Genomic DNA, 18,751 nt, shown 5'->3' with positions numbered 1-18,751 from the left:
AGCAAAGAACCACATTAAGATATGAATATGTATTAATATATTCATATAAAAGGGGTGCATTTCTTGGAATCATCTATCAATACAGAAACTTTAAATCACATGACTGATATATTTAAAGCCTTAAGTGAAACAAACCGTATACGCATCATGCATTTATTATCACAAAGTTCAAGTAGTGTCGGTCATATCGCACATACTTTGAACATGAGTCAGTCCAATGTCTCTCATCAATTACGTATATTAAAACAAGCCCACTTAGTAAAATCAAATCGGGATGGTCAATCGATGATATATGCAATTGATGATACACATGTAACCACCTTATTAAAACAAGCAATTCATCATGCTAACCACAAATTATAAGAAAGGTGATGTCATATATGTCTCAATCTGAACATAATCACTCACACAATCATACACATGGCCATGTACACACCAATAATAAAAAAATATTGCTCATCAGCTTTCTCATTATAGGCATTTTTATGATTGTCGAAATCATTGGCGGCTTTGTAGCTAATAGTTTAGCTTTATTATCTGATGGTTTACACATGTTTAGTGATACAATCTCATTAGGCGTAGCTTTACTTGCTTTTATCTATGCCGAGAAGCATGCTACCAAAAATAAAACGTTTGGGTATAAACGTTTTGAAATTTTAGCAGCCTTATTTAATGGCGTAACTTTATTTGTTATTGGTATCTTTATTATCTTTGAAGCGGTGGATCGTTTCTTTAACCCAATGACAGTCAAATCAGCCGACATGCTTATTATTAGTACTATTGGCTTAATTGTTAATATTGTTGTTGCTACTTTAATGTTTAAAGGAGGCGACACGCATCATAATATAAATATGCGCGGTGCTTTTCTCCATGTTATTGGCGATTTATTAGGCTCTGTCGGTGCGATTGCAGCAGCTATTCTTATTTGGTTCTTTAACTGGACGATTGCTGACCCTATTGCAAGTATTATTGTGTCTCTACTTATTATAAAAAGCAGTTGGGGTATAACGAAATCTTCTATCAATATTTTAATGGAAGGTACACCAAGCGATGTAAATATGAATGAAACCATTAATACTATTACAAACGAACCACAAATAGTAAATGTACATGATTGTCACATTTGGACCATATCAAATGAGATGAACGCGTTAAGTTGTCACGCTGTAGTGCCAAACGACATGACCATTGAAGAAGGAGAACAGCTTTTAAATCGGCTCGAACATCGATTAGAACATCTCAATATCCAACATATGACCATTCAATTTGAAACGCCGCATCATAAACATGATGATGATACATTATGTTCAGCAGTTTATGCAGGAAAATAATTATTGCTAAACGCTTAAATATCCACTTCATACTAAAAAAGTGACTAGATTTATATGCTTATATCAAGCTTTTTAAATCTAGTCACTTTTTTCTATTCAATGCAATACTATAAATATGATTATTATCTAATATGTTGTTAGTTATAAAAATTTATCAAATATGAGTTCTTTAGCTGGTACTTGTTTTTCTTTAAAACCTCTTAAAAATTCTTCGTTATCATAAGGTATTTTCACACGTTCAAAGGAAATTTCATTTTCATCAATAGTAACAATACCATATACAGCGTAAGCGCCATTATTTAAACCTACAGATCCAGGATTAAAATACACTTTTGATTTGTCATCAAACAAATGAACTGTATGATTATGACCAAAAACAATTAAATCTGCGTCTTTATCCTCGAAAAGTGATTTAATATTTTCTTCGGTCGGTTCTACAATAGGACTAAAAGGTTGTCCATCGATTGGTGTATCTAATTTGTCATTTGGAATTTCATAATGTATAAACATTACTTTTTTATTATTTAGCGTCTTTTCAATCACACGGGGCAATGCGTTTAATTTGTCATAATAATCTTCATCTAAATGGCTTTCAATCCATTGGTGATGTTCATAAAACTTATCTTTTAAGTCTTCAGGGTAAGGCGTATCATTTACAATTGACATAACCGCTTCATCATGATTGCCTGCAATGATTTCCATATCATCTCTTTCAAATATTTCATCAAGTACTTTATTCGTTTCATGACCGACACCGATATTATCGCCTAAATTATATATTTTTTTAATATCTTTTCTACTATCAATATCATCCAACACTGTGTCTAAAGCATCAAAATTGCCATGTACATCAGTAAGAATTGCAAATTTCATGATGATATCTCCTTTCAACATTTTCTCATTTGGATATTTTAACATTTTATAGCCATTTTGTTACCTATTAATTTTAAAATCTTCAATTTTTTGATATCGTATTCTTATCACTAAAAAGGAGTGCTTAAAATTTGTTTAAATTTCATAAACTAGCGTTACAAAATGCAAAACCGCAAAATGCTAAAATTTTACTTTTTACAATTGTAAGTTTTATTATATTGTTTGCTTTGACTGTGCTAACGTTTATACCAGTACAACCAGCAATCTATAAATTTCTAATGTCAATGGCTATGCAACAACCTATTGGAAGTGCAATATTCACATTGGTATTATCGTTATTGATTCCATTAGTTGTTTTTATATTTGTTGGTTATCAACTTATTGCTGGAACTATATACACTATAGACAATGCAATTAATAAAGACAAGGTTAAATTTAAAGATTTATTTTCAATTTTTAAAAAAGGCAAATATGCTAAATCATTAAAATTATCTTTAATCACATTGCTATTTATTATTATTATATTAATACTTAATATTTTAATCGGTAAACTACTACAGTTAGGCATTGTGCAATTATTTACAGTATTACAAGGGCCGTTAAGCAGTTCCGATCATGCGCTTGGATGGTCGTTAACATTCCAAATTATCGCTGCTACATTACAAATATTTATATTATCATTTGTATATTGGTTCTTTGCAATCTTAATTATTAATTACACTTTATCTTTTGTTAAAAATCCTAGCGTTGGTGCTTGGTCAACAGTTAAACGTGGCTTTAAAGCAATTAAAAATGGTAATAAAACATGGTTTAAATTCTATCTAGGTATTTTACTATTAAATTTAATTGTTATTATTTTAGCAAATCCAGTTAGTCAGTTAATTTCAATAAGTACTGGCAGCATCTCACAAACGGTAGCTATGACAATTATTTATATCGTATCTGTAATTGTAATTATTATAAGATTATTTGTATACTACACAAACTTATTAGCAATTATACAATACTATAATAAAAATGGTGAAAAGATAGATAAATCAGAAATAACTAAAGCTAAAACTTCAGAGCAATCTAATCAAACAGATAAAGTTACAAATAGTGTAAACAACACAACTGAAAAAACTAAGTCAAATATCGAGCGTACATCAGACAATATTCAAGATACAGCTAAAGAAAAATCTTCAGATGTAAAAGATCAAATTGATAAGAAAAATGACTAATTAAAATAAAGAAACGGGTCAGAAACCATTAAATAATTGGGATTTCTGACCCGTTTCTCGTTTTCGTATTATGTTGAACTATATAACACTTATATTCTATAAGAAATGTGTTTTTAAGTATAATGCTGCCCCGTTTTCTTCATTAGTAAGTGAAGTGACATCATCAGCTAAAACTTGTATTTCTGGTCTTGCATTCTTCATTGCAACAGTGTAATTACCAAATGCAAACATAGCTCTATCATTGTCACTATCGCCTATCACTAGTGTCTCTTCTTGTTTTATATCAAAATGGTCTATCATTTCTTTAATTCCAGTACCTTTATCAATACCAAAAGCCATCGTTTCTGCATTAAAGCGAGAAGAATTCGATACACTTATTTGAAGCGATGATTGATCTTCCATTAATTGATTACGAAATTGTGTAATCTTGTCATAATCTGGTGAGAATAAATAAATTTTTGAAAATGATGTATGAGGAATAGTAGACTCCCAATCAACTTTTTCTACTATAGAAGCTCTTCTTGAAGTCCATTCGCTATATCCCACGTTTCCTGGCGGTGTTGGTTGAGCAAATAAAGCTTCTGCCCACGCTTTGTCTTCATTAAGAATAATTCGGTCACGGCCAAATGGAAAAACTTCATAATAAATCTCTTGTGCTTTCGCCCTTTTCACAATTTCATTTACTGTTTCAAAAGATAAGCTATGCTTAAATATTATTTCATTTTGCACAACACCAAAAGTACCGTTAGAACTTATAATGCCATCTACTGCAAACCCTTTAGGTACAAGATAACCAATTTCATCATGTGCCCTACCAGTCGCTAAAAATACTTTATACCCACAATCTCTTAACGTTTGAATAATCTCTGCTGTTTCAGAATCTACACGATTATCTTTATGTAAAATTGTGCCATCCATATCTAAAAATATTGCTTTCACATTATCCATTTAAACAAGTCCTCCATCAAGTATTATCGTCTTAAATTATGGCATGTAATCTATTTTTCTGCAATCTTCTCTTCATTTAAAAATAATGCATAGCGTTCATCATGATACGTTATGTTAACATTTCTTTTAAAAAAAGAACTTAACGTATGACTATTGAGTATTTCAGTAATTGACCCTTGTTTAAAAGTTTTGCCATTTTTTAATAAAAATCCGTAATCTATATCTTTAGTAATTTCTTCTACAAAATGTGTAACATAAATAACAGCTAATTGAGGATTTTGTCTATATAATTGTGTCAATGCACTTAATAAATCTTCTCTAGCAATAAAATCTAAACCAGAAGCCGGCTCATCTAAAATTAATAACTTAGGGTCCCCCATCAATGCTCTTGCTATCAAAACTTTTTGACGTTCTCCAGTAGAAAGATATCCATAATATTGATTTTCAAAGTGAGACATCCCCATTTGTTTTAAATACTGCTTTGCCGTATTTTCATATTGCTGTGGCACCTCTTGGAATACACCAATAGATTTAAATATACCACTGATTACAACATCTAAGACAATTTCTCCATCTTGAAAGCGATCCATTAAACTATTGGATACGAATCCAATTTGGTTACGCACATTATCTGCAGAATATCCTTTTTTACCTGGTTTCATACCGAATAATGTCATCTCTCCAGAGGTATTAGGCTCATATGCATTTAAAATATTTAATAGTGTTGTCTTGCCTGCGCCATTTAACCCATAAAGCATCCATTTTTCTCCTTCATTTATTTGCCAACTAACGTCTTTGATAATTTCATTTCCCTGTTTTCTTCTTGCAATATGTTTCAAATCAATAAGCATAAATAAATTCCCCTTTTAAAACTTTAAATTATTATTCGTTCACTCTAAATAGCTTTGTTAGTGTTTTTCCTTTGGTTAATTCATCGATCATTGTATTTAAACGCCTGATTGCTTTCATTATCGAATTTTCCATAAGTTCAACACTTACCCTACAAACGACGCCACGCATTTTAGTTCTGTCAGAGTTTAACTAAAGTGCTCGTTTAATAAATATTTCATATGTCATACCATCTTCAATTAGAGCATTTAATTGCGCTTGGTGTAACCAGTCATCCAATGTATAATTTCATTTACTCCATCTTACGTTCTACCTTTTTTCTTAGCTTTTCTAACTAAATGAGGATAAACTTTTCCAAATTTCATATTATAAATATTAGGTTTAGTCATTAAATGCGCTTTTCTTTAATTGCTCATAGTAAACTATATTTTAACATAAATAAACAAGGTTATTTTCATAAAATTCTGTTAATAATAATAAAATTTTATGTATTAAAAAAGCAGGAATAAAATCATCATTCGATTTTATTCCTGTCTTATATTATACTCCATAATTTATTCAGAAGTTATCTTTTCATAATAAATTGCCAATAGTTGAACTTCTTAGATTTCATCTCTATTAGCAAACTAGTAAAAGATTCAGCATTTATTCAACTGTGACAGATTTAGCTAAATTACGTGGTTTATCCACATCTAAATCTCTGTGTAAAGCTGCATAATAAGAAATTAACTGCATTGCAACAACAGCTACTAACGGTGTTAATAGTTCATGTACATGAGGGATGACATAAGTATCTCCATCTTTATTCAATCCATCCATTGAAATAATACATGGATTTGCGCCTCGCGCTGCAACTTCTTTTACATTACCACGAATAGAAGGATTAACATTTTCTTGTGTTGCTAAGGCGATCACTGGCGTGCCTTCTTCGATTAATGCTATTGTACCGTGTTTTAACTCTCCGCCTGCAAACCCTTCTGCTTGAATGTAAGAAATTTCTTTTAATTTTAATGCGCCTTCTAAACTAACATTATAATCTATTGTACGACCAATAAAGAATGCGTTTCTAGTTGTTTCTAAGAAATCTGTCGCAATTTGTTCCATAACATCTGCATCATCTACGATTGTTTCAATCGCTGTAGTCACTTTTGCAAGTTCACGTAATAGCGCTACGTCAGCTTCTCTACCATGTTCTTTAGCTACAATTTGTGACAAGATTGAAAGCACTGCAATTTGTGCTGTATAAGCTTTTGTAGATGCAACAGCAATTTCAGGTCCTGCATGTAACAGTAACGTATGATCCGCTTCACGTGATAATGTAGAACCTGGAACATTTGTAATTGTTAATGATTTATGACCTAGTTTTTTAGTTTCTACTAAAACAGCACGGCTATCAGCTGTTTCACCTGATTGTGAAATATAAATAAATAATGGTTTTTCTGAAAGTAGCGGCATATTATATACAAACTCTGAAGCTACATGTACCTCTGTGGGTACGCCAGCCCATTTTTCTAAATATTCTTTACCGACCAATCCTGCATGATAACTTGTGCCAGCGGCAATAATATAAATTCTATCTGCATTAGCCACATCTCTTGTAATATCTGCATCCATTTTCAGATTACCTTCATCATCTTGATATTCTTGAATGATACGGCGCATTACTGCTGGTTGCTCATGAATTTCTTTTAACATGTAATGATCATAGACACCTTTTTCAGCATCTGCAGCATCAATTTGTGCAGTATATGCTTCTCTATTTTGAATGTTACCCTCTTGGTCTTTAATAACCACTTCGTCTCGTTTTACAATAACAATTTCATGATCATGAATTTCTTTATATTGATTTGTGACTTGTAACATTGCAAGCGCATCTGAAGCAATAACATTAAAACCATCACCTACACCAATTAATAGTGGTGATTTGTTTTTAGCCACATACATAGTATCTCTATCTTGACTATCAATTAAGCCTAATGCGTAAGAACCTTCTAATAAAGATACGACTTTGGTAAATGCAGCTTCTGTAGAAAGACCTTTATCTGAGAAGTATTCAACTAATTGAACGATAATTTCTGTATCCGTTTCAGATAAGAATGTAACATTTGATAAGTACGCATCACTTAATTCTTCGTAATTTTCAATCACACCATTATGCACTAAAGTAAATCGGTTGGTCGCAGATTGGTGAGGGTGTGAATTTTCATAATTGGGTACACCATGTGTTGCCCAACGTGTATGACCAATACCTACGTTGCCATCAATATCTTCACTGTCTGCAACTTTTCTAAGTTCTGCAATGCGCCCTTTTGATTTAAATACATTTGTACCTTCATCATTAACAACGGCGATACCTGCAGAGTCATAACCTCTATATTCTAACTTTTCTAAACCTTTCAACAATAATTCTTTGGCATTATCATGCCCTATATATCCAACAATTCCACACATATACATATTCCTCCAATGTAATGGTGACGGGTATTGAACGTTCGGCGTATAGGAACCTGTTCAATATAAAATAGGCCAATTCAAATAAATTCCTTTTATTTGTTCAATAACAAGGAATAACAAAATAGGCACAGAAATCCCATCCACCTTATAATCTTAATTTTTATTAAATTTGGCTATCTTATTAACTTTGTGCACTAGGTCGCCCTAATGTTTTCCTTAATAAGTTTACGAATGAGCCACATCCGGGATAGCATCCGCCGATGGTTCGATAACTATCCTCCTCGTCTACAAGCTTCAATCTCACGTCTATTAAGATTTCTGTTTTAAACCTTAAATATTCAACATTTAACCGCTTCACTTGCACAGGCGCTTTGATTAAATTACTCGAAACTATCCTCCTTTCTTCAATATTATTAATTGTACAATGTATTTAAGCTTAAATGCAAATTTTTTATAAATATACAAGTTAAATTCTATTTTTTAATGATTAACGAACGTCTTTAAAATCCAAAACCTTCCATATATTTGCACCATTTAATAGTCATAAACTTGTCAAACACACTGTGCCAAATTTGAAATTACTATTTGTTGTTTATTTATGAAAATAGACCTACAATGTACTTACAAATAAAGAGAAAAAGAGGTGCAAATTATGTCACAAACAGATACTCAAGACAAAAAGGGTATAGGCCGTAAAGTTCAGGCTTTTGGTTCATTTTTAAGTAGTATGATTATGCCAAATATTGGTGCATTTATCGCATGGGGCTTTATCGCTGCAATCTTTATTGATGGCGGTTGGTGGCCAAATAAAGATTTAAGTGAATTAGCTGGCCCGATGATCACTTATTTAATACCTCTATTAATTGCCTATAGTGGTGGGCGTTTAATTCACGAAATGCGTGGCGGTATTATCGCAGCTGTAGCAACAATGGGTGTGATTGTAGCATTACCTGATACGCCGATGTTACTTGGCGCAATGATTATGGGCCCACTCGTTGGTTGGTTAATGAAGAAAACAGATGAATTTATTCAACCAAGAACCCCACAAGGTTTTGAAATGTTATTCAATAACTTTTCAGCTGGTATTTTAGGCTTCATTATGACAATCGTTGGTTTTAAAGTACTAGCACCAATCATGGAATTTATCATGCACATTTTATCAGTAGCTGTTGAAGCGTTGGTACATGCGCATCTACTTCCATTAGTAAGTATTATCGTAGAACCTGCAAAAATCGTTTTCTTAAATAATGCAATTAACCATGGTGTATTCACACCACTTGGTGCAGACCAAGCAGCTTCTGCAGGCCAATCTATTTTATATACAATTGAATCAAATCCTGGCCCTGGTTTAGGTGTATTAGTTGCTTATATGATATTTGGTAAAGGAACAGCTAAAGCAACTTCATATGGCGCAGGTATTATTCATTTCTTAGGTGGTATTCATGAAATTTACTTCCCTTATGTATTAATGAGACCATTGTTATTTATCGCTGTAATCTTAGGTGGTATGACTGGTGTAGCAACTTATTCATTAGTAGACTTTGGGTTCAAGAGTCCAGCATCTCCAGGCTCATTTATAGTTTACATGCTCAATGCCCCTAAAGGTGAATTCTTACACATGATTATTGGTGTAGCGCTTGCTGCGATTGTTTCATTTATAGTTTCATCTATCATATTGAAATTCACAAAAGAAACTGAAGATATAGAAACAGCAACAGAGAAAATGGAAGCATCAAAAGGTAAAAAATCAAGTGTATCTTCTAAGTTAACAGGGAATAATGAAGAAAGCACAACTGCCACTACAAGCACTACAGAAAATGACGAAGCCCAATCAGAAGATGATTTACTAGATAATTATGATACTGAAAATGTAGATGCACATGATTTTAGTAAAGTAAACCACGTTATCTTTGCTTGTGATGCAGGTATGGGATCTAGTGCGATGGGTGCAAGTATGTTACGTAATAAATTTAAAAAAGCTGGCGTACAAGATGTAGATGTTACTAACACTGCTATTAATCAATTACCTAGCGACGCCCAACTTGTCATTACTCAGAAAAAATTAACTGACAGAGCGATTAAACAAGTTCCAAGCGCAATTCATATTTCAGTTGAAAATTTCTTAAATTCACCGAGATATGATGAATTATTAGAAAACCTAAAAAAAGAAGATAACTAATTACTCACTATAAGAAATTGTACTGGAGGGTATGGCTATGTTTTTGAGTACGCGTGAAAAAGAAATTATCGAAATGTTAATTAAGTATCACGGTCAATATGTCACGATTTATGACATTGCTCAACATTTAGCTGTATCCTCTCGTACTATTCATAGAGAATTAAAATCTATAGAATTATTTTTGGAACACTTCAACATTACTTTAGAGCGTGTCACTAAAAAAGGATTACAATTATCGAGTAATCAACAAGCTATTCGAGCATTAAAAAAAGAATTACTTCAACAAAATACGATCGACCTATCACAAGAAGAACAAAAAGTAATTATTTTGTACGCACTCATTCAGGCCAAAGAACCAATCAAGCAATATGGCTTGGCTCAAGAAATTGGTGTTTCCACTCAAACTTTAGCTAAATTACTAGACGAATTAGATACAGAACTAGCACAATATCAATTATCACTACAGAAAAAACGTGGTGAAGGGATTCACCTATATGGCGCTGAATCTAAAAAAAGAGAACTGTTAAGTCAATTAATGGTCAATAACTTAAATAGTACGAGTGTCTACTCGGTAATTGAAAATCACTTCGTGTATCAATCGATTAATCAATCACAATTACCAATGGTTGATATCGATAAAATTTTCCAAGTAGAACGAATTCTAATGGACCATTTAGGCCAACTACCCTATTCTTTAACAGAATCTAGTTATTTAACACTTACTGTACACATCGTACTTAGTATTGATCGAATGCTTAAGGGAGAATATGTAGCTTTAAATGAAGATATCTATAACAGCGTCAAAGATACCTTTGAGCATCAAATTGCATCAGCTTTAGCATTACACCTGGAACACATATACGGTGTTGCGTTCAATCAGGCAGAAATAACTTTTATCACAATTCATTTACGTGGCGCTAAACGTAAAGAATCTACTGAAGTATTTAAAAACCAAAAAGACCAAGATCTAATTGAACAACTCATTCAACATGTATCAAACGTATCTCAGCAAACATTTAAAGATTGGAAAACATTAAGTGAAGGTTTGAAATTGCATATCATACCTGCAATCAACCGTCTAAATGCCAACATTGAAACATACAATCCTTTAACAGATATGATTAAACACAAATACCCAAGACTATTTGAAAGTGTTCATCAAGGCTTACTTAAAACTTGGCCAAACTTTAAATTTCCAGATAGTGAAATTGCATTTATCGTCTTGCATTTTGGTGGTGCAATTCAAAAGCAAGCAACGCCATTTTATAAGGTGCTTGTCGTTTGCAGTAGCGGTATCGGTACAAGTCGTTTACTCGCTACACGATTACAACAGACTTTTAGTGAAATTCAACAAACAGTCCAAGCATCTGTTGGTGAGCTGAATTCAATCGATTTTGACCAATATGACGCTATTATTTCAACAGTTAATTTAGATACTAAATCACCCTATTTAACAGTTAATCCATTATTACCAGACGCAGATATAAATCATGTAGCTGCTTTTCTAAATACGCAACAATATAATAAATCTCAAATGCAAATGGTTGACGACACAAATACAACTATTTCAAATCCTGAGTATCAATTGAATTATATTCGTAAAGGTTTAGAAGTAATAGATTCTGTTTATATAGATTATACAAATATTACAAATTGGATTACTTATTTAACAAACCAATTATTAAAACATCAAATTATTGATGATGAACAGTCATTCGCTGATCTTATTAAGCAACGAATGGAGGTACAGAGTTTTGTTTTAGATCCCTATCCCATAGCAATGCCACATATTAAAAGTGATTTAATACAAAAACCATTTATTTTAATTACCATCTTAGAGAAACCTCTGTCGCTTAATAATAATCAAAATGATAGTATTTCTGTAACATATTTATTAAATATGTTTATCCCCCCAGATGATACCATGGCACAACTTGTCAGTGATTTATCTGGTAAAATGGCAGAATATCTTGATGATATTGATCATTTTATGGAAAAGCCTGAACAATTATTAGTGTTTTTAAAACAAAGTTATTTGAAACAACTACAAAATCAATTAAACATGGAGTGAATAATATGAGCGAATTATTTAGCAATGACAATATTTTTATTAACCAAACGGTAGAAGATCAAAATGAAGCAATTGAAAAAGCAGGGCAAGCATTAGTTTCAACTGGTGCTGTCACAGAAGATTATATTCAAGCAATGAAAGATCGCGAACAAGTTGTTACTACTTTTATGGGTAATGGCTTAGCAATCCCACATGGTACAGATGAAGCAAAAACAAGTGTACTAAAATCTGGTTTAACTTTAATCCAAATTCCTGAGGGTGTAGATTGGGATGGAGAAGAAGTTAAAGTCGTTGTTGGTATTGCAGGTAAAGATGGGGAACACTTAGACTTATTATCTAAAATTGCGATTACATTTAGCGAAGAAGAAAACGTAGAACGTATCATTAACGCGTCTTCAGCAGAGGAGATCAAACAAGTATTTGAGGAGGCTGACGCATAATGAAAGCATTACATTTTGGTGCTGGTAACATTGGCCGAGGCTTTATAGGTTATATTTTAGCTGATAATGATATTAAAGTTACATTTGCAGATGTTAATGCTGAAATTATCGATGCTTTAGATGCTAAACATGAATATGACGTTATCCTAGCAGATCAAGCACATACAACGACTCGCGTGCATAATGTGGACGCCATCAATTCAGGACAACCTTCTGAAAGTTTAAAACAAGCAGTATTAGAAGCGGATTTAATTACTACTGCAGTAGGCGTCAATGTTTTACCTATTATTGCCAAAACATTTGCGCCCTATTTAAAAGAAAAAGAAACCCCAGTAAACATTGTTGCTTGTGAAAATGCAATTATGGCAACGAATACTTTAAAAGATGCGATATTAGATATCACTGGCCCTTTAGGTGATCACATCCATTTTGCAAACTCAGCAGTTGATAGAATTGTTCCTCTACAAACCAATGAGCACATTTTAGATGTGGTAGTTGAACCTTTCTACGAATGGGTCGTAGAAAAAGATGCATGGTTTGGTCCCGAATTAAATCATATAAAATATGTTGAGAACTTAACGCCATACATTGAAAGAAAGTTATTAACAGTAAACACAGGGCATGCTTTCTTAGCTTACGCTGGTAGATTTTTTGGCCAACCAACCATTTTAGATGCAGTGAAAGATGCTCATATTAAACATGATTTAGAACGTGTACTTGAAGAAACAAGCCAATATATTACAAATCAATTTGATTTTACAGTGGCAGAACAAGCACAATATGTTGAGAAAATCATCAAGCGTTTCAAAAACCCTAATCTTTCAGATGAAGTAACACGTGTAGGACGTGGAACAATCCGTAAAATTGGACCACAAGATAGAATTGTTAAACCATTAAATTACTTATATCAGAATAATTTAAAACATGACGCTTTAGTTAAAGCTGCTGCGTTACTTCTAAAATACGATGATACAAATGACCAAGAAACAGTAGAAAAAAATGACTATATTAAAGAACATGGCATCGAAGCATTCTTAAAAGATTATGCTAAAATTGATGACCAATTAGTTGCTGAAATCGTTAAAGCTTACAATGTACTGTAATAATATAATAATACAACGTAAGTATCGAGATGGACCTAAACACCCTATTTAAAGTAAGAGGGTAAAACATAAATATCTAGTCTCAAAATAAGAGAGCTAATCCGTAATGGATTTAGCTCTCTTTTAATTTTAAAATCATAACTGAAATTAAACAAGATAGCGATACAAATTGTGCAGGGGCTATTAAAAAAAATATATTTGTCTAATCTAATCATATAGCTTAATAGATGAAACACAAGATGTCGTTGTTCCTAAAATTAAAGTTACTATCCAAATACTATTTGTATAGCTTATAAATCATTTTCAATAGTAAAAAACTGCCAACACAGTTACTCATACAAAAATTTGTAACTGTGTTGACAGCATCATGTTATTTAATAATTATCCTATTCATTTAAACCCATTTTTTCTTTTACTACATCAGCAATCGTTTGCGCATAACGTTGTGCGTCTTCGTCAGTTGCTGCTTCAACCATGACTCTTACTAATGGCTCTGTTCCTGAAGGTCTAACTAATATACGCCCTTCTCCATTCATGTCTACTTCAACTCTTGTCATGACTTCTTGGACATCTATATTTTCTTCTACGCGGTATTTGTCTGTAACACGAACGTTAACCAAGGATTGTGGATATTTTTTCATTTGTTTTGCAAGTTGACTTAGACGCTTACCAGTCATTTTAATAATACTTGCTAACTGAACGCCTGTTAATAAACCATCACCAGTCGTATTGTAGTCCATTAATACAATATGGCCAGATTGTTCTCCACCTAAGTTATAATCTCCCCTACGCATTTCTTCAACAACGTATCGGTCTCCAACTTTTGTTTTATTAGATTGAATACCTTCATTTTCGAGAGCCTTATAGAAACCTAAATTACTCATAACTGTTGATACAATCATATCATTGTTTAATTCTTGGTTTTTACTCATCGCTTGGCCAATAATAAACATGATTTGGTCGCCATCAACAACATCACCGTTTTCATCAATAGCAATCAATCTGTCACCATCACCATCAAACGCTAAACCAAAATCACATTCTTCTTCAACGACTTTTTGTGCTAATGTTTCTGGGTGCGTGGAACCAACATCGTCATTTATGTTATATCCATTGGGATTACAACCTACAGTTACAGTATCAGCCTCTAAATCCCCAAATAAAAATGGTGCTAATGATGACGTAGAACCATGTGCGCCATCTAGAGCGATTTTCATACCATCTAAGTTAACATCAATAGTTGATTTTAAATAACTTATATACTTCTGTGCGCCTTCGAAGTAATCAGAATAATGTACAATGTCTTCACCTACAGGGCGAGGTAAATCTGGATTTTCTTGATCTAATAATTGTTCAATTTCTTCTTCTTGATCATCAGATAACTTAAAACCATCTGACCCAAAAAACTTGATACCATTATCTGGTACAGGGTTATGAGAAGCAGATATCATGACACCTAATTCAGCTTCCATTTCTCTAGTTAAATATGCTACACCTGGTGTTGATATGACGCCTAAACGCATGACTTCCGCACCAATAGAAATCAGCCCAGCAATCAATGCAGATTCAAGCATTTCACCAGAAACACGAGTATCCCTACCAACTAGTACTTTGGGATGTTTTTCACCTTCATTATGTGCTAGCACGTATCCACCGAAACGTCCTAATTTAAAGGCAAGTTCGGGCGTTAATTCTTTATTTGCAACGCCCCTTACGCCATCTGTACCAAAATATTTTGCCATGATTTATATCTCCTTTATTAAAAAATCTATTTAATAGTAATTTTTGCTGTCGTTTCTTTCGGATTCACCTTTGAAACATCTTCTGGTAAGTTAAAATTAACATTCCTGTCTGTTGACTCTGTAACGCCATCTAAATCCACTTCAGCAGTTATTTCATCAATGCCTTGAATGTCATTTCTATTACCAAATATTTCAACTTCATCATCATCTAATTTAATATCATCTAAATCTTTACCATTAGGTAAAGCACCTACAGCTTTCGTTTTAACTTTAACATTTTTGCTATAGTCTTCTACTTTGACACTTAAATTAACTTCATTTGGTTGTATCAACACGTTAATCTTATTAAGTTTTCTGTCAAAAGCTGTGATACGTGCAATATCTGTAGTATCTTGAGTGATTTTATCTTTATCTTTAAACGTAGCTTTTAAATATGCAATTTTATCAATTTGCTTACGACCACCAGTCACTTTAACTGTTTCAGGTGACACACTTTGATCACTTACTTTATAGTTAGGATCTAAATCATTGCTGCTAACATCAGGTTCTACTTTGAGCTTTTTAGTCACTTTTTCTTCAAGACTTACTGCTGCTTCTTTCGGCTTAACAGTATAATCAATATCTTCATTTAAACCATTTACTTGAAATTGTGTAGTATGTTTTCCAGCTTTTTTATTACCTAAATCGAGCACAGCTTTAACATTATCACTATTTTCAGCTTTTAGAACTTGAGACTGTGGCCCAGATATTTCTACATCCACTTTGCTAGGTACATCGCTAGCATATAATGATTTGCTATCATACTTAACTTGAACTGGGACATCTTGCAATGTTTCAGTCGACTTTTGTCCTAATTGATCTGCGTTGAAGATATTACCAAACATATTGTTTACTGATAAGAAAAACACAAGTGCTAATACAAAAGCAATTAGTCTTAATCCCCATTTACTTTCTAACATTTTAATTCACACCTTTCTTTTGAAAGTGTGTGCCAAACCAATGTTCAGCTAATAATTCTTCAAATGCTTCATTAGAAATGTCTTTTCTTAATTTTCCATCAAATGTGACAGAAATAGATCCTGTTTCTTCAGAAACTACCACTGTAAATGCGTCTGAAACTTCAGAAATACCTACTGCAGCCCTATGTCTAGTACCTAAACTTTTAGCGATTTTAGCACTATCAGATAATGGTAAATAACTTGCAGCACTTGCGATTTTATTTTCTTGGACAATCATCGCACCGTCATGTAAAGGCGTATTAGGTATAAACACATTGGTTAATAATTCTTGAGAAATGTCAGAATTCATAGGGATCCCTGTTTCTATATAATCTTGTAATCCTGTTTCTTTTTCAAAGACTATTAACGCGCCTATACGGCGTTTAGCCATATACTGTACTGCTTTTGAAACTGACGAAATAAGTTTATCTTCATCACTATTTAAACTCGTTGAATAACGTTTAAATAAACTGCCTCTGCCAAGCTGTTCCAAAGCACGTCTGATTTCAGGTTGGAATATAACGATTAAAGCTAATACACCCCATTGTATCACTAAATCAAACAAACGAGATGTAGCTGTTAAATTTAACATTTTACTCACTTGTTGGCCGATTACAATTACGACAATACCTTTAAGTAATTGAATCGCTTTTGTACCTTTAAAAACTGTGATGAGAAGATAAAGTACATACCATACTATGAGTAAGTCGAGTACGCCTGCAATTATTTTGACCGTACTCCAATCATCAAAAAAGTTGGATAAATCCATAACATCTCCTCCGGTTATCTGTTCCCATGTTATATATTATACCAATCATAACGTCAACTGTCATATTAAGTATAAAATTTTGAAATAAAAATTAATGTTTTATTAAAAGCAAAAAGCGAGACAGAAATCATATTTAAAATGACTTTGCTGTCCCGCCGCGTAAGAGCGCTTAGAAAAAGTAGTATTTTACGTTTTTAGAAGATATGATCTCTATCTTGAACTTAGTTGTAGTTTCTACAATAATGTTTCACCAAAGAAACTACCTACTAAGCATACAGCTTGCTTCGCCGTATCATTATTATGATCAATAAGTGGATTAACCTCCACTAAATCCATAGAAGTAATACATTTAGAATTATGTAATAATTCTAATGCAAAATGACTCTCTCTGTACGTTAACCCACCAAGCACTCTAGTACCAGTACCTGGCGTTTCCACAGGATCTAGCGCATCTACGTCAAGTGACAAATGGATGCCATCTGTTTTAGTTTGTAAATACTCAATCGTGTCTTCAATCACTTGTTTAATACCAAAACGATCAACTTCAGCCATTGTATATGTTTTAATATCATGTTCTTTTATGTAACGTCTTTCTCCTTCGTCTAAATCTCTCATGCCGATAAGCACAATGTTTTCAGGTTTAATTTTTGGTGAATAATTTGAGATATTAACCAAACGCTCATCACCTTCGCCTGCAAGTACACGTAATGGCATACCGTGAATATTTCCTGACGGCGACTCTTCAGGGATGTTTAGGTCACCATGTGCGTCATACCATATAATACCTAGGTTTTCGTAGTGCTTACTAACGCCTGATATAGAACCAATAGCGATTGAGTGATCTCCGCCTAAAATAAGTGGAAAATGATTATTTTCAATACTGTTAGAAACTGCATCACTCAACGTGTTTGATGTTTCTATAATTTCTTCTAAATTACGTAATCCTTTTTGCTCTGAATTAAATTTTTCCAAATCGATTTTAGGTACCGTAATATTACCAGAATCTTTCACATTTAGCCCTATTGCTTTAATACGTTCCTCAATACCTGCATATCGAATTACATCTGGACCAAGGTTAACTCCTAATTTTCTTTGACCATATGTGGATGGCGCCCCAATAATTTCTACTGTTTTATTCATTTTTAAAACCCCTTTGTTGTCATATGTTTCTAGAATAATCTAAAGAATTCAACATTTCAAGGATTGCTAAAACAGCATTTTTTCTTCGATTGGCCATTCTTACATATAAAATCAATAAAGTGGTTTATCATTCAACATAAACCCTTTTACTATCGATTTCATTATTTTATTAGTCAATAAAATGTATAAATAAATATGCAAATTTTATTTGTATGCTTTACGCTATTTCTAACTAACACTGAGAATATAGCATTCACTTTCTCTGTGATGATATGTTTATATATTAAAAAATAGTTAAAAAGAAATCATATTTTTCTAAAATGAGTTCGTTGTTATAATATATAACAAAAAAGCACTTCTCTTTTGAGAAGTGCTTCATAGTGAGCCATAGTGGGCTCGAACCACTGACCCTCTGATTAAAAGTCAGATGCTCTACCAACTGAGCTAATGGCTCTAATGGCTGGGCTAGCTGGATTCGAACCAGCGCGTGACGGAGTCAAAGTCCGTTGCCTTACCGCTTGGCTATAGCCCATAAATGGTGGAGGGGGGCAGATTCGAACTGCCGAACCCGAAGGAGCGGATTTACAGTCCGCCGCGTTTAGCCACTTCGCTACCCCTCCGTACTATTAAATTA

At 33.0% G+C, this 18,751-nt stretch carries 16 protein-coding genes and 3 tRNA genes; 7 read left to right on the top strand and 12 right to left on the bottom strand.

Features of this window, described 5'->3' with window-relative positions; all coding sequences use genetic code 11:
• Positions 1 to 99: 99 nt before the first annotated feature.
• A complete protein-coding gene (locus BJG89_RS04465; protein WP_174221777.1) occupies positions 100 to 363 on the top strand; it encodes an ArsR/SmtB family transcription factor in 264 nt (87 codons plus the stop codon).
• 17 nt (positions 364 to 380) lie between these two features.
• On the top strand, positions 381 to 1,331 hold the full coding sequence (gene czrB / locus BJG89_RS04460; RefSeq protein WP_096808744.1) for a CDF family zinc efflux transporter CzrB: 951 nt from the start codon (positions 381 to 383) through the stop codon (positions 1,329 to 1,331).
• A 141-nt stretch (positions 1,332 to 1,472) separates the two neighbouring features.
• Here the strand turns inward: czrB and BJG89_RS04455 are convergent, their stop codons facing one another.
• A complete protein-coding gene (locus BJG89_RS04455) occupies positions 1,473 to 2,204 on the bottom strand; it encodes a metallophosphoesterase family protein (protein ID WP_096808743.1) in 732 nt (243 codons plus the stop codon).
• A 131-nt stretch (positions 2,205 to 2,335) separates the two neighbouring features.
• Between BJG89_RS04455 and BJG89_RS04450 the strand changes: the two genes are divergently transcribed.
• Positions 2,336 to 3,424 carry a hypothetical protein gene (locus tag BJG89_RS04450; RefSeq protein WP_096808742.1) on the top strand — a complete coding sequence of 363 codons (1,089 nt, stop codon included), beginning with the start codon at positions 2,336 to 2,338 and terminating at the stop codon, positions 3,422 to 3,424.
• Positions 3,425 to 3,520: 96 nt separating this feature from the next.
• On the opposite strand, the gene BJG89_RS04445 is transcribed toward BJG89_RS04450, so the two are convergent.
• From BJG89_RS04445 to glmS, 4 genes are all read right to left on the bottom strand, one after another.
• Complete coding sequence (locus tag BJG89_RS04445) at positions 3,521 to 4,372, bottom strand: HAD family hydrolase (protein WP_096808741.1); 852 nt, start codon at positions 4,370 to 4,372, stop codon at positions 3,521 to 3,523.
• A gap of 50 nt (positions 4,373 to 4,422) precedes the next feature.
• Positions 4,423 to 5,223 (bottom strand): ABC transporter ATP-binding protein, encoded by an 801-nt coding sequence (locus tag BJG89_RS04440; protein ID WP_096808740.1) that lies wholly within the window; start codon positions 5,221 to 5,223, stop codon positions 4,423 to 4,425.
• Between the two features lie 31 nt (positions 5,224 to 5,254).
• The gene (locus BJG89_RS14930) at positions 5,255 to 5,356 is read right to left on the bottom strand and encodes a DUF2200 family protein (RefSeq protein WP_232165087.1); all 102 of its coding nucleotides are present in this window, start codon (positions 5,354 to 5,356) and stop codon (positions 5,255 to 5,257) included.
• A gap of 510 nt (positions 5,357 to 5,866) precedes the next feature.
• On the bottom strand, positions 5,867 to 7,672 hold the full coding sequence (glmS, locus tag BJG89_RS04430) for a glutamine--fructose-6-phosphate transaminase (isomerizing) (RefSeq protein WP_096808739.1): 1,806 nt from the start codon (positions 7,670 to 7,672) through the stop codon (positions 5,867 to 5,869).
• 655 nt (positions 7,673 to 8,327) lie between these two features.
• Between glmS and BJG89_RS04425 the strand changes: the two genes are divergently transcribed.
• Genes BJG89_RS04425 through BJG89_RS04410 form a run of 4 tightly spaced genes read left to right on the top strand, consistent with a single transcriptional unit; the run spans position 8,328 to position 13,468 of the window.
• A complete protein-coding gene (locus BJG89_RS04425) occupies positions 8,328 to 9,854 on the top strand; it encodes a PTS mannitol transporter subunit IIBC (RefSeq protein WP_096808738.1) in 1,527 nt (508 codons plus the stop codon).
• Between the two features lie 37 nt (positions 9,855 to 9,891).
• A complete protein-coding gene (locus tag BJG89_RS04420) occupies positions 9,892 to 11,925 on the top strand; it encodes a BglG family transcription antiterminator (RefSeq protein ID WP_096808737.1) in 2,034 nt (677 codons plus the stop codon).
• A 5-nt stretch (positions 11,926 to 11,930) separates the two neighbouring features.
• A complete protein-coding gene (locus tag BJG89_RS04415; protein WP_096808736.1) occupies positions 11,931 to 12,365 on the top strand; it encodes a PTS mannitol transporter subunit IIA in 435 nt (144 codons plus the stop codon).
• A complete protein-coding gene (locus tag BJG89_RS04410; protein WP_096808735.1) occupies positions 12,365 to 13,468 on the top strand; it encodes a mannitol-1-phosphate 5-dehydrogenase in 1,104 nt (367 codons plus the stop codon). Before BJG89_RS04415 ends, BJG89_RS04410 begins: the two co-directional genes overlap by 1 nt.
• 386 nt (positions 13,469 to 13,854) lie before the next feature.
• Here BJG89_RS04410 and glmM read toward each other — a convergent pair whose 3' ends face one another.
• From glmM to BJG89_RS04375, 7 genes are all read right to left on the bottom strand, one after another.
• A complete protein-coding gene (gene glmM, locus BJG89_RS04405) occupies positions 13,855 to 15,210 on the bottom strand; it encodes a phosphoglucosamine mutase (protein ID WP_096808734.1) in 1,356 nt (451 codons plus the stop codon).
• Positions 15,211 to 15,236: 26 nt separating this feature from the next.
• Positions 15,237 to 16,169, bottom strand: coding sequence for a CdaR family protein (locus BJG89_RS04400; RefSeq protein WP_096808733.1), 933 nt, complete (start codon positions 16,167 to 16,169; stop codon positions 15,237 to 15,239).
• 1 nt (position 16,170) lies between these two features.
• Positions 16,171 to 16,977 (bottom strand): diadenylate cyclase CdaA, encoded by an 807-nt coding sequence (gene cdaA, locus BJG89_RS04395; RefSeq protein ID WP_096808732.1) that lies wholly within the window; start codon positions 16,975 to 16,977, stop codon positions 16,171 to 16,173.
• Positions 16,978 to 17,211: 234 nt separating this feature from the next.
• Positions 17,212 to 18,117, bottom strand: coding sequence for an arginase (rocF, locus tag BJG89_RS04390; RefSeq protein WP_096808731.1), 906 nt, complete (start codon positions 18,115 to 18,117; stop codon positions 17,212 to 17,214).
• Between the two features lie 381 nt (positions 18,118 to 18,498).
• Positions 18,499 to 18,571 (bottom strand) — tRNA-Lys (locus tag BJG89_RS04385).
• A 3-nt stretch (positions 18,572 to 18,574) separates the two neighbouring features.
• Positions 18,575 to 18,649 (bottom strand) — tRNA-Gln (locus tag BJG89_RS04380).
• Between the two features lie 4 nt (positions 18,650 to 18,653).
• Positions 18,654 to 18,737, bottom strand: a tRNA-Tyr gene (locus BJG89_RS04375).
• Positions 18,738 to 18,751 lie beyond the last annotated feature (14 nt).

Source organism: Staphylococcus nepalensis, assembly GCF_002442935.1.
GTDB classification, from domain to species: domain Bacteria; phylum Bacillota; class Bacilli; order Staphylococcales; family Staphylococcaceae; genus Staphylococcus; species Staphylococcus nepalensis.
Note: the sequence above shows the minus strand (reverse complement) of the source record. Positions and strands in the feature narration are given on the sequence as shown.

What these genes read in the sequence shown, in the direction of transcription:
- BJG89_RS04425 (WP_096808738.1), top strand. Translation starts at nt 8,328, where the DNA reads ATGTCACAAACAGATACTCAAGACAAAAAGGGTATAGGCCGTAAAGTT.
- cdaA (WP_096808732.1), bottom strand. Translation starts at nt 16,977, where the DNA reads ATGGATTTATCCAACTTTTTTGATGATTGGAGTACGGTCAAAATAATT.
- BJG89_RS04415 (WP_096808736.1), top strand. Translation starts at nt 11,931, where the DNA reads ATGAGCGAATTATTTAGCAATGACAATATTTTTATTAACCAAACGGTA.
- rocF (WP_096808731.1), bottom strand. Translation starts at nt 18,117, where the DNA reads ATGAATAAAACAGTAGAAATTATTGGGGCGCCATCCACATATGGTCAA.
- BJG89_RS04455 (WP_096808743.1), bottom strand. Translation starts at nt 2,204, where the DNA reads ATGAAATTTGCAATTCTTACTGATGTACATGGCAATTTTGATGCTTTA.
- BJG89_RS14930 (WP_232165087.1), bottom strand. Translation starts at nt 5,356, where the DNA reads ATGGAAAATTCGATAATGAAAGCAATCAGGCGTTTAAATACAATGATC.
- BJG89_RS04445 (WP_096808741.1), bottom strand. Translation starts at nt 4,372, where the DNA reads ATGGATAATGTGAAAGCAATATTTTTAGATATGGATGGCACAATTTTA.
- BJG89_RS04420 (WP_096808737.1), top strand. Translation starts at nt 9,892, where the DNA reads ATGTTTTTGAGTACGCGTGAAAAAGAAATTATCGAAATGTTAATTAAG.
- glmM (WP_096808734.1), bottom strand. Translation starts at nt 15,210, where the DNA reads ATGGCAAAATATTTTGGTACAGATGGCGTAAGGGGCGTTGCAAATAAA.
- BJG89_RS04410 (WP_096808735.1), top strand. Translation starts at nt 12,365, where the DNA reads ATGAAAGCATTACATTTTGGTGCTGGTAACATTGGCCGAGGCTTTATA.
- BJG89_RS04440 (WP_096808740.1), bottom strand. Translation starts at nt 5,223, where the DNA reads ATGCTTATTGATTTGAAACATATTGCAAGAAGAAAACAGGGAAATGAA.
- glmS (WP_096808739.1), bottom strand. Translation starts at nt 7,672, where the DNA reads ATGTGTGGAATTGTTGGATATATAGGGCATGATAATGCCAAAGAATTA.
- BJG89_RS04465 (WP_174221777.1), top strand. Translation starts at nt 100, where the DNA reads ATGACTGATATATTTAAAGCCTTAAGTGAAACAAACCGTATACGCATC.
- czrB (WP_096808744.1), top strand. Translation starts at nt 381, where the DNA reads ATGTCTCAATCTGAACATAATCACTCACACAATCATACACATGGCCAT.
- BJG89_RS04400 (WP_096808733.1), bottom strand. Translation starts at nt 16,169, where the DNA reads ATGTTAGAAAGTAAATGGGGATTAAGACTAATTGCTTTTGTATTAGCA.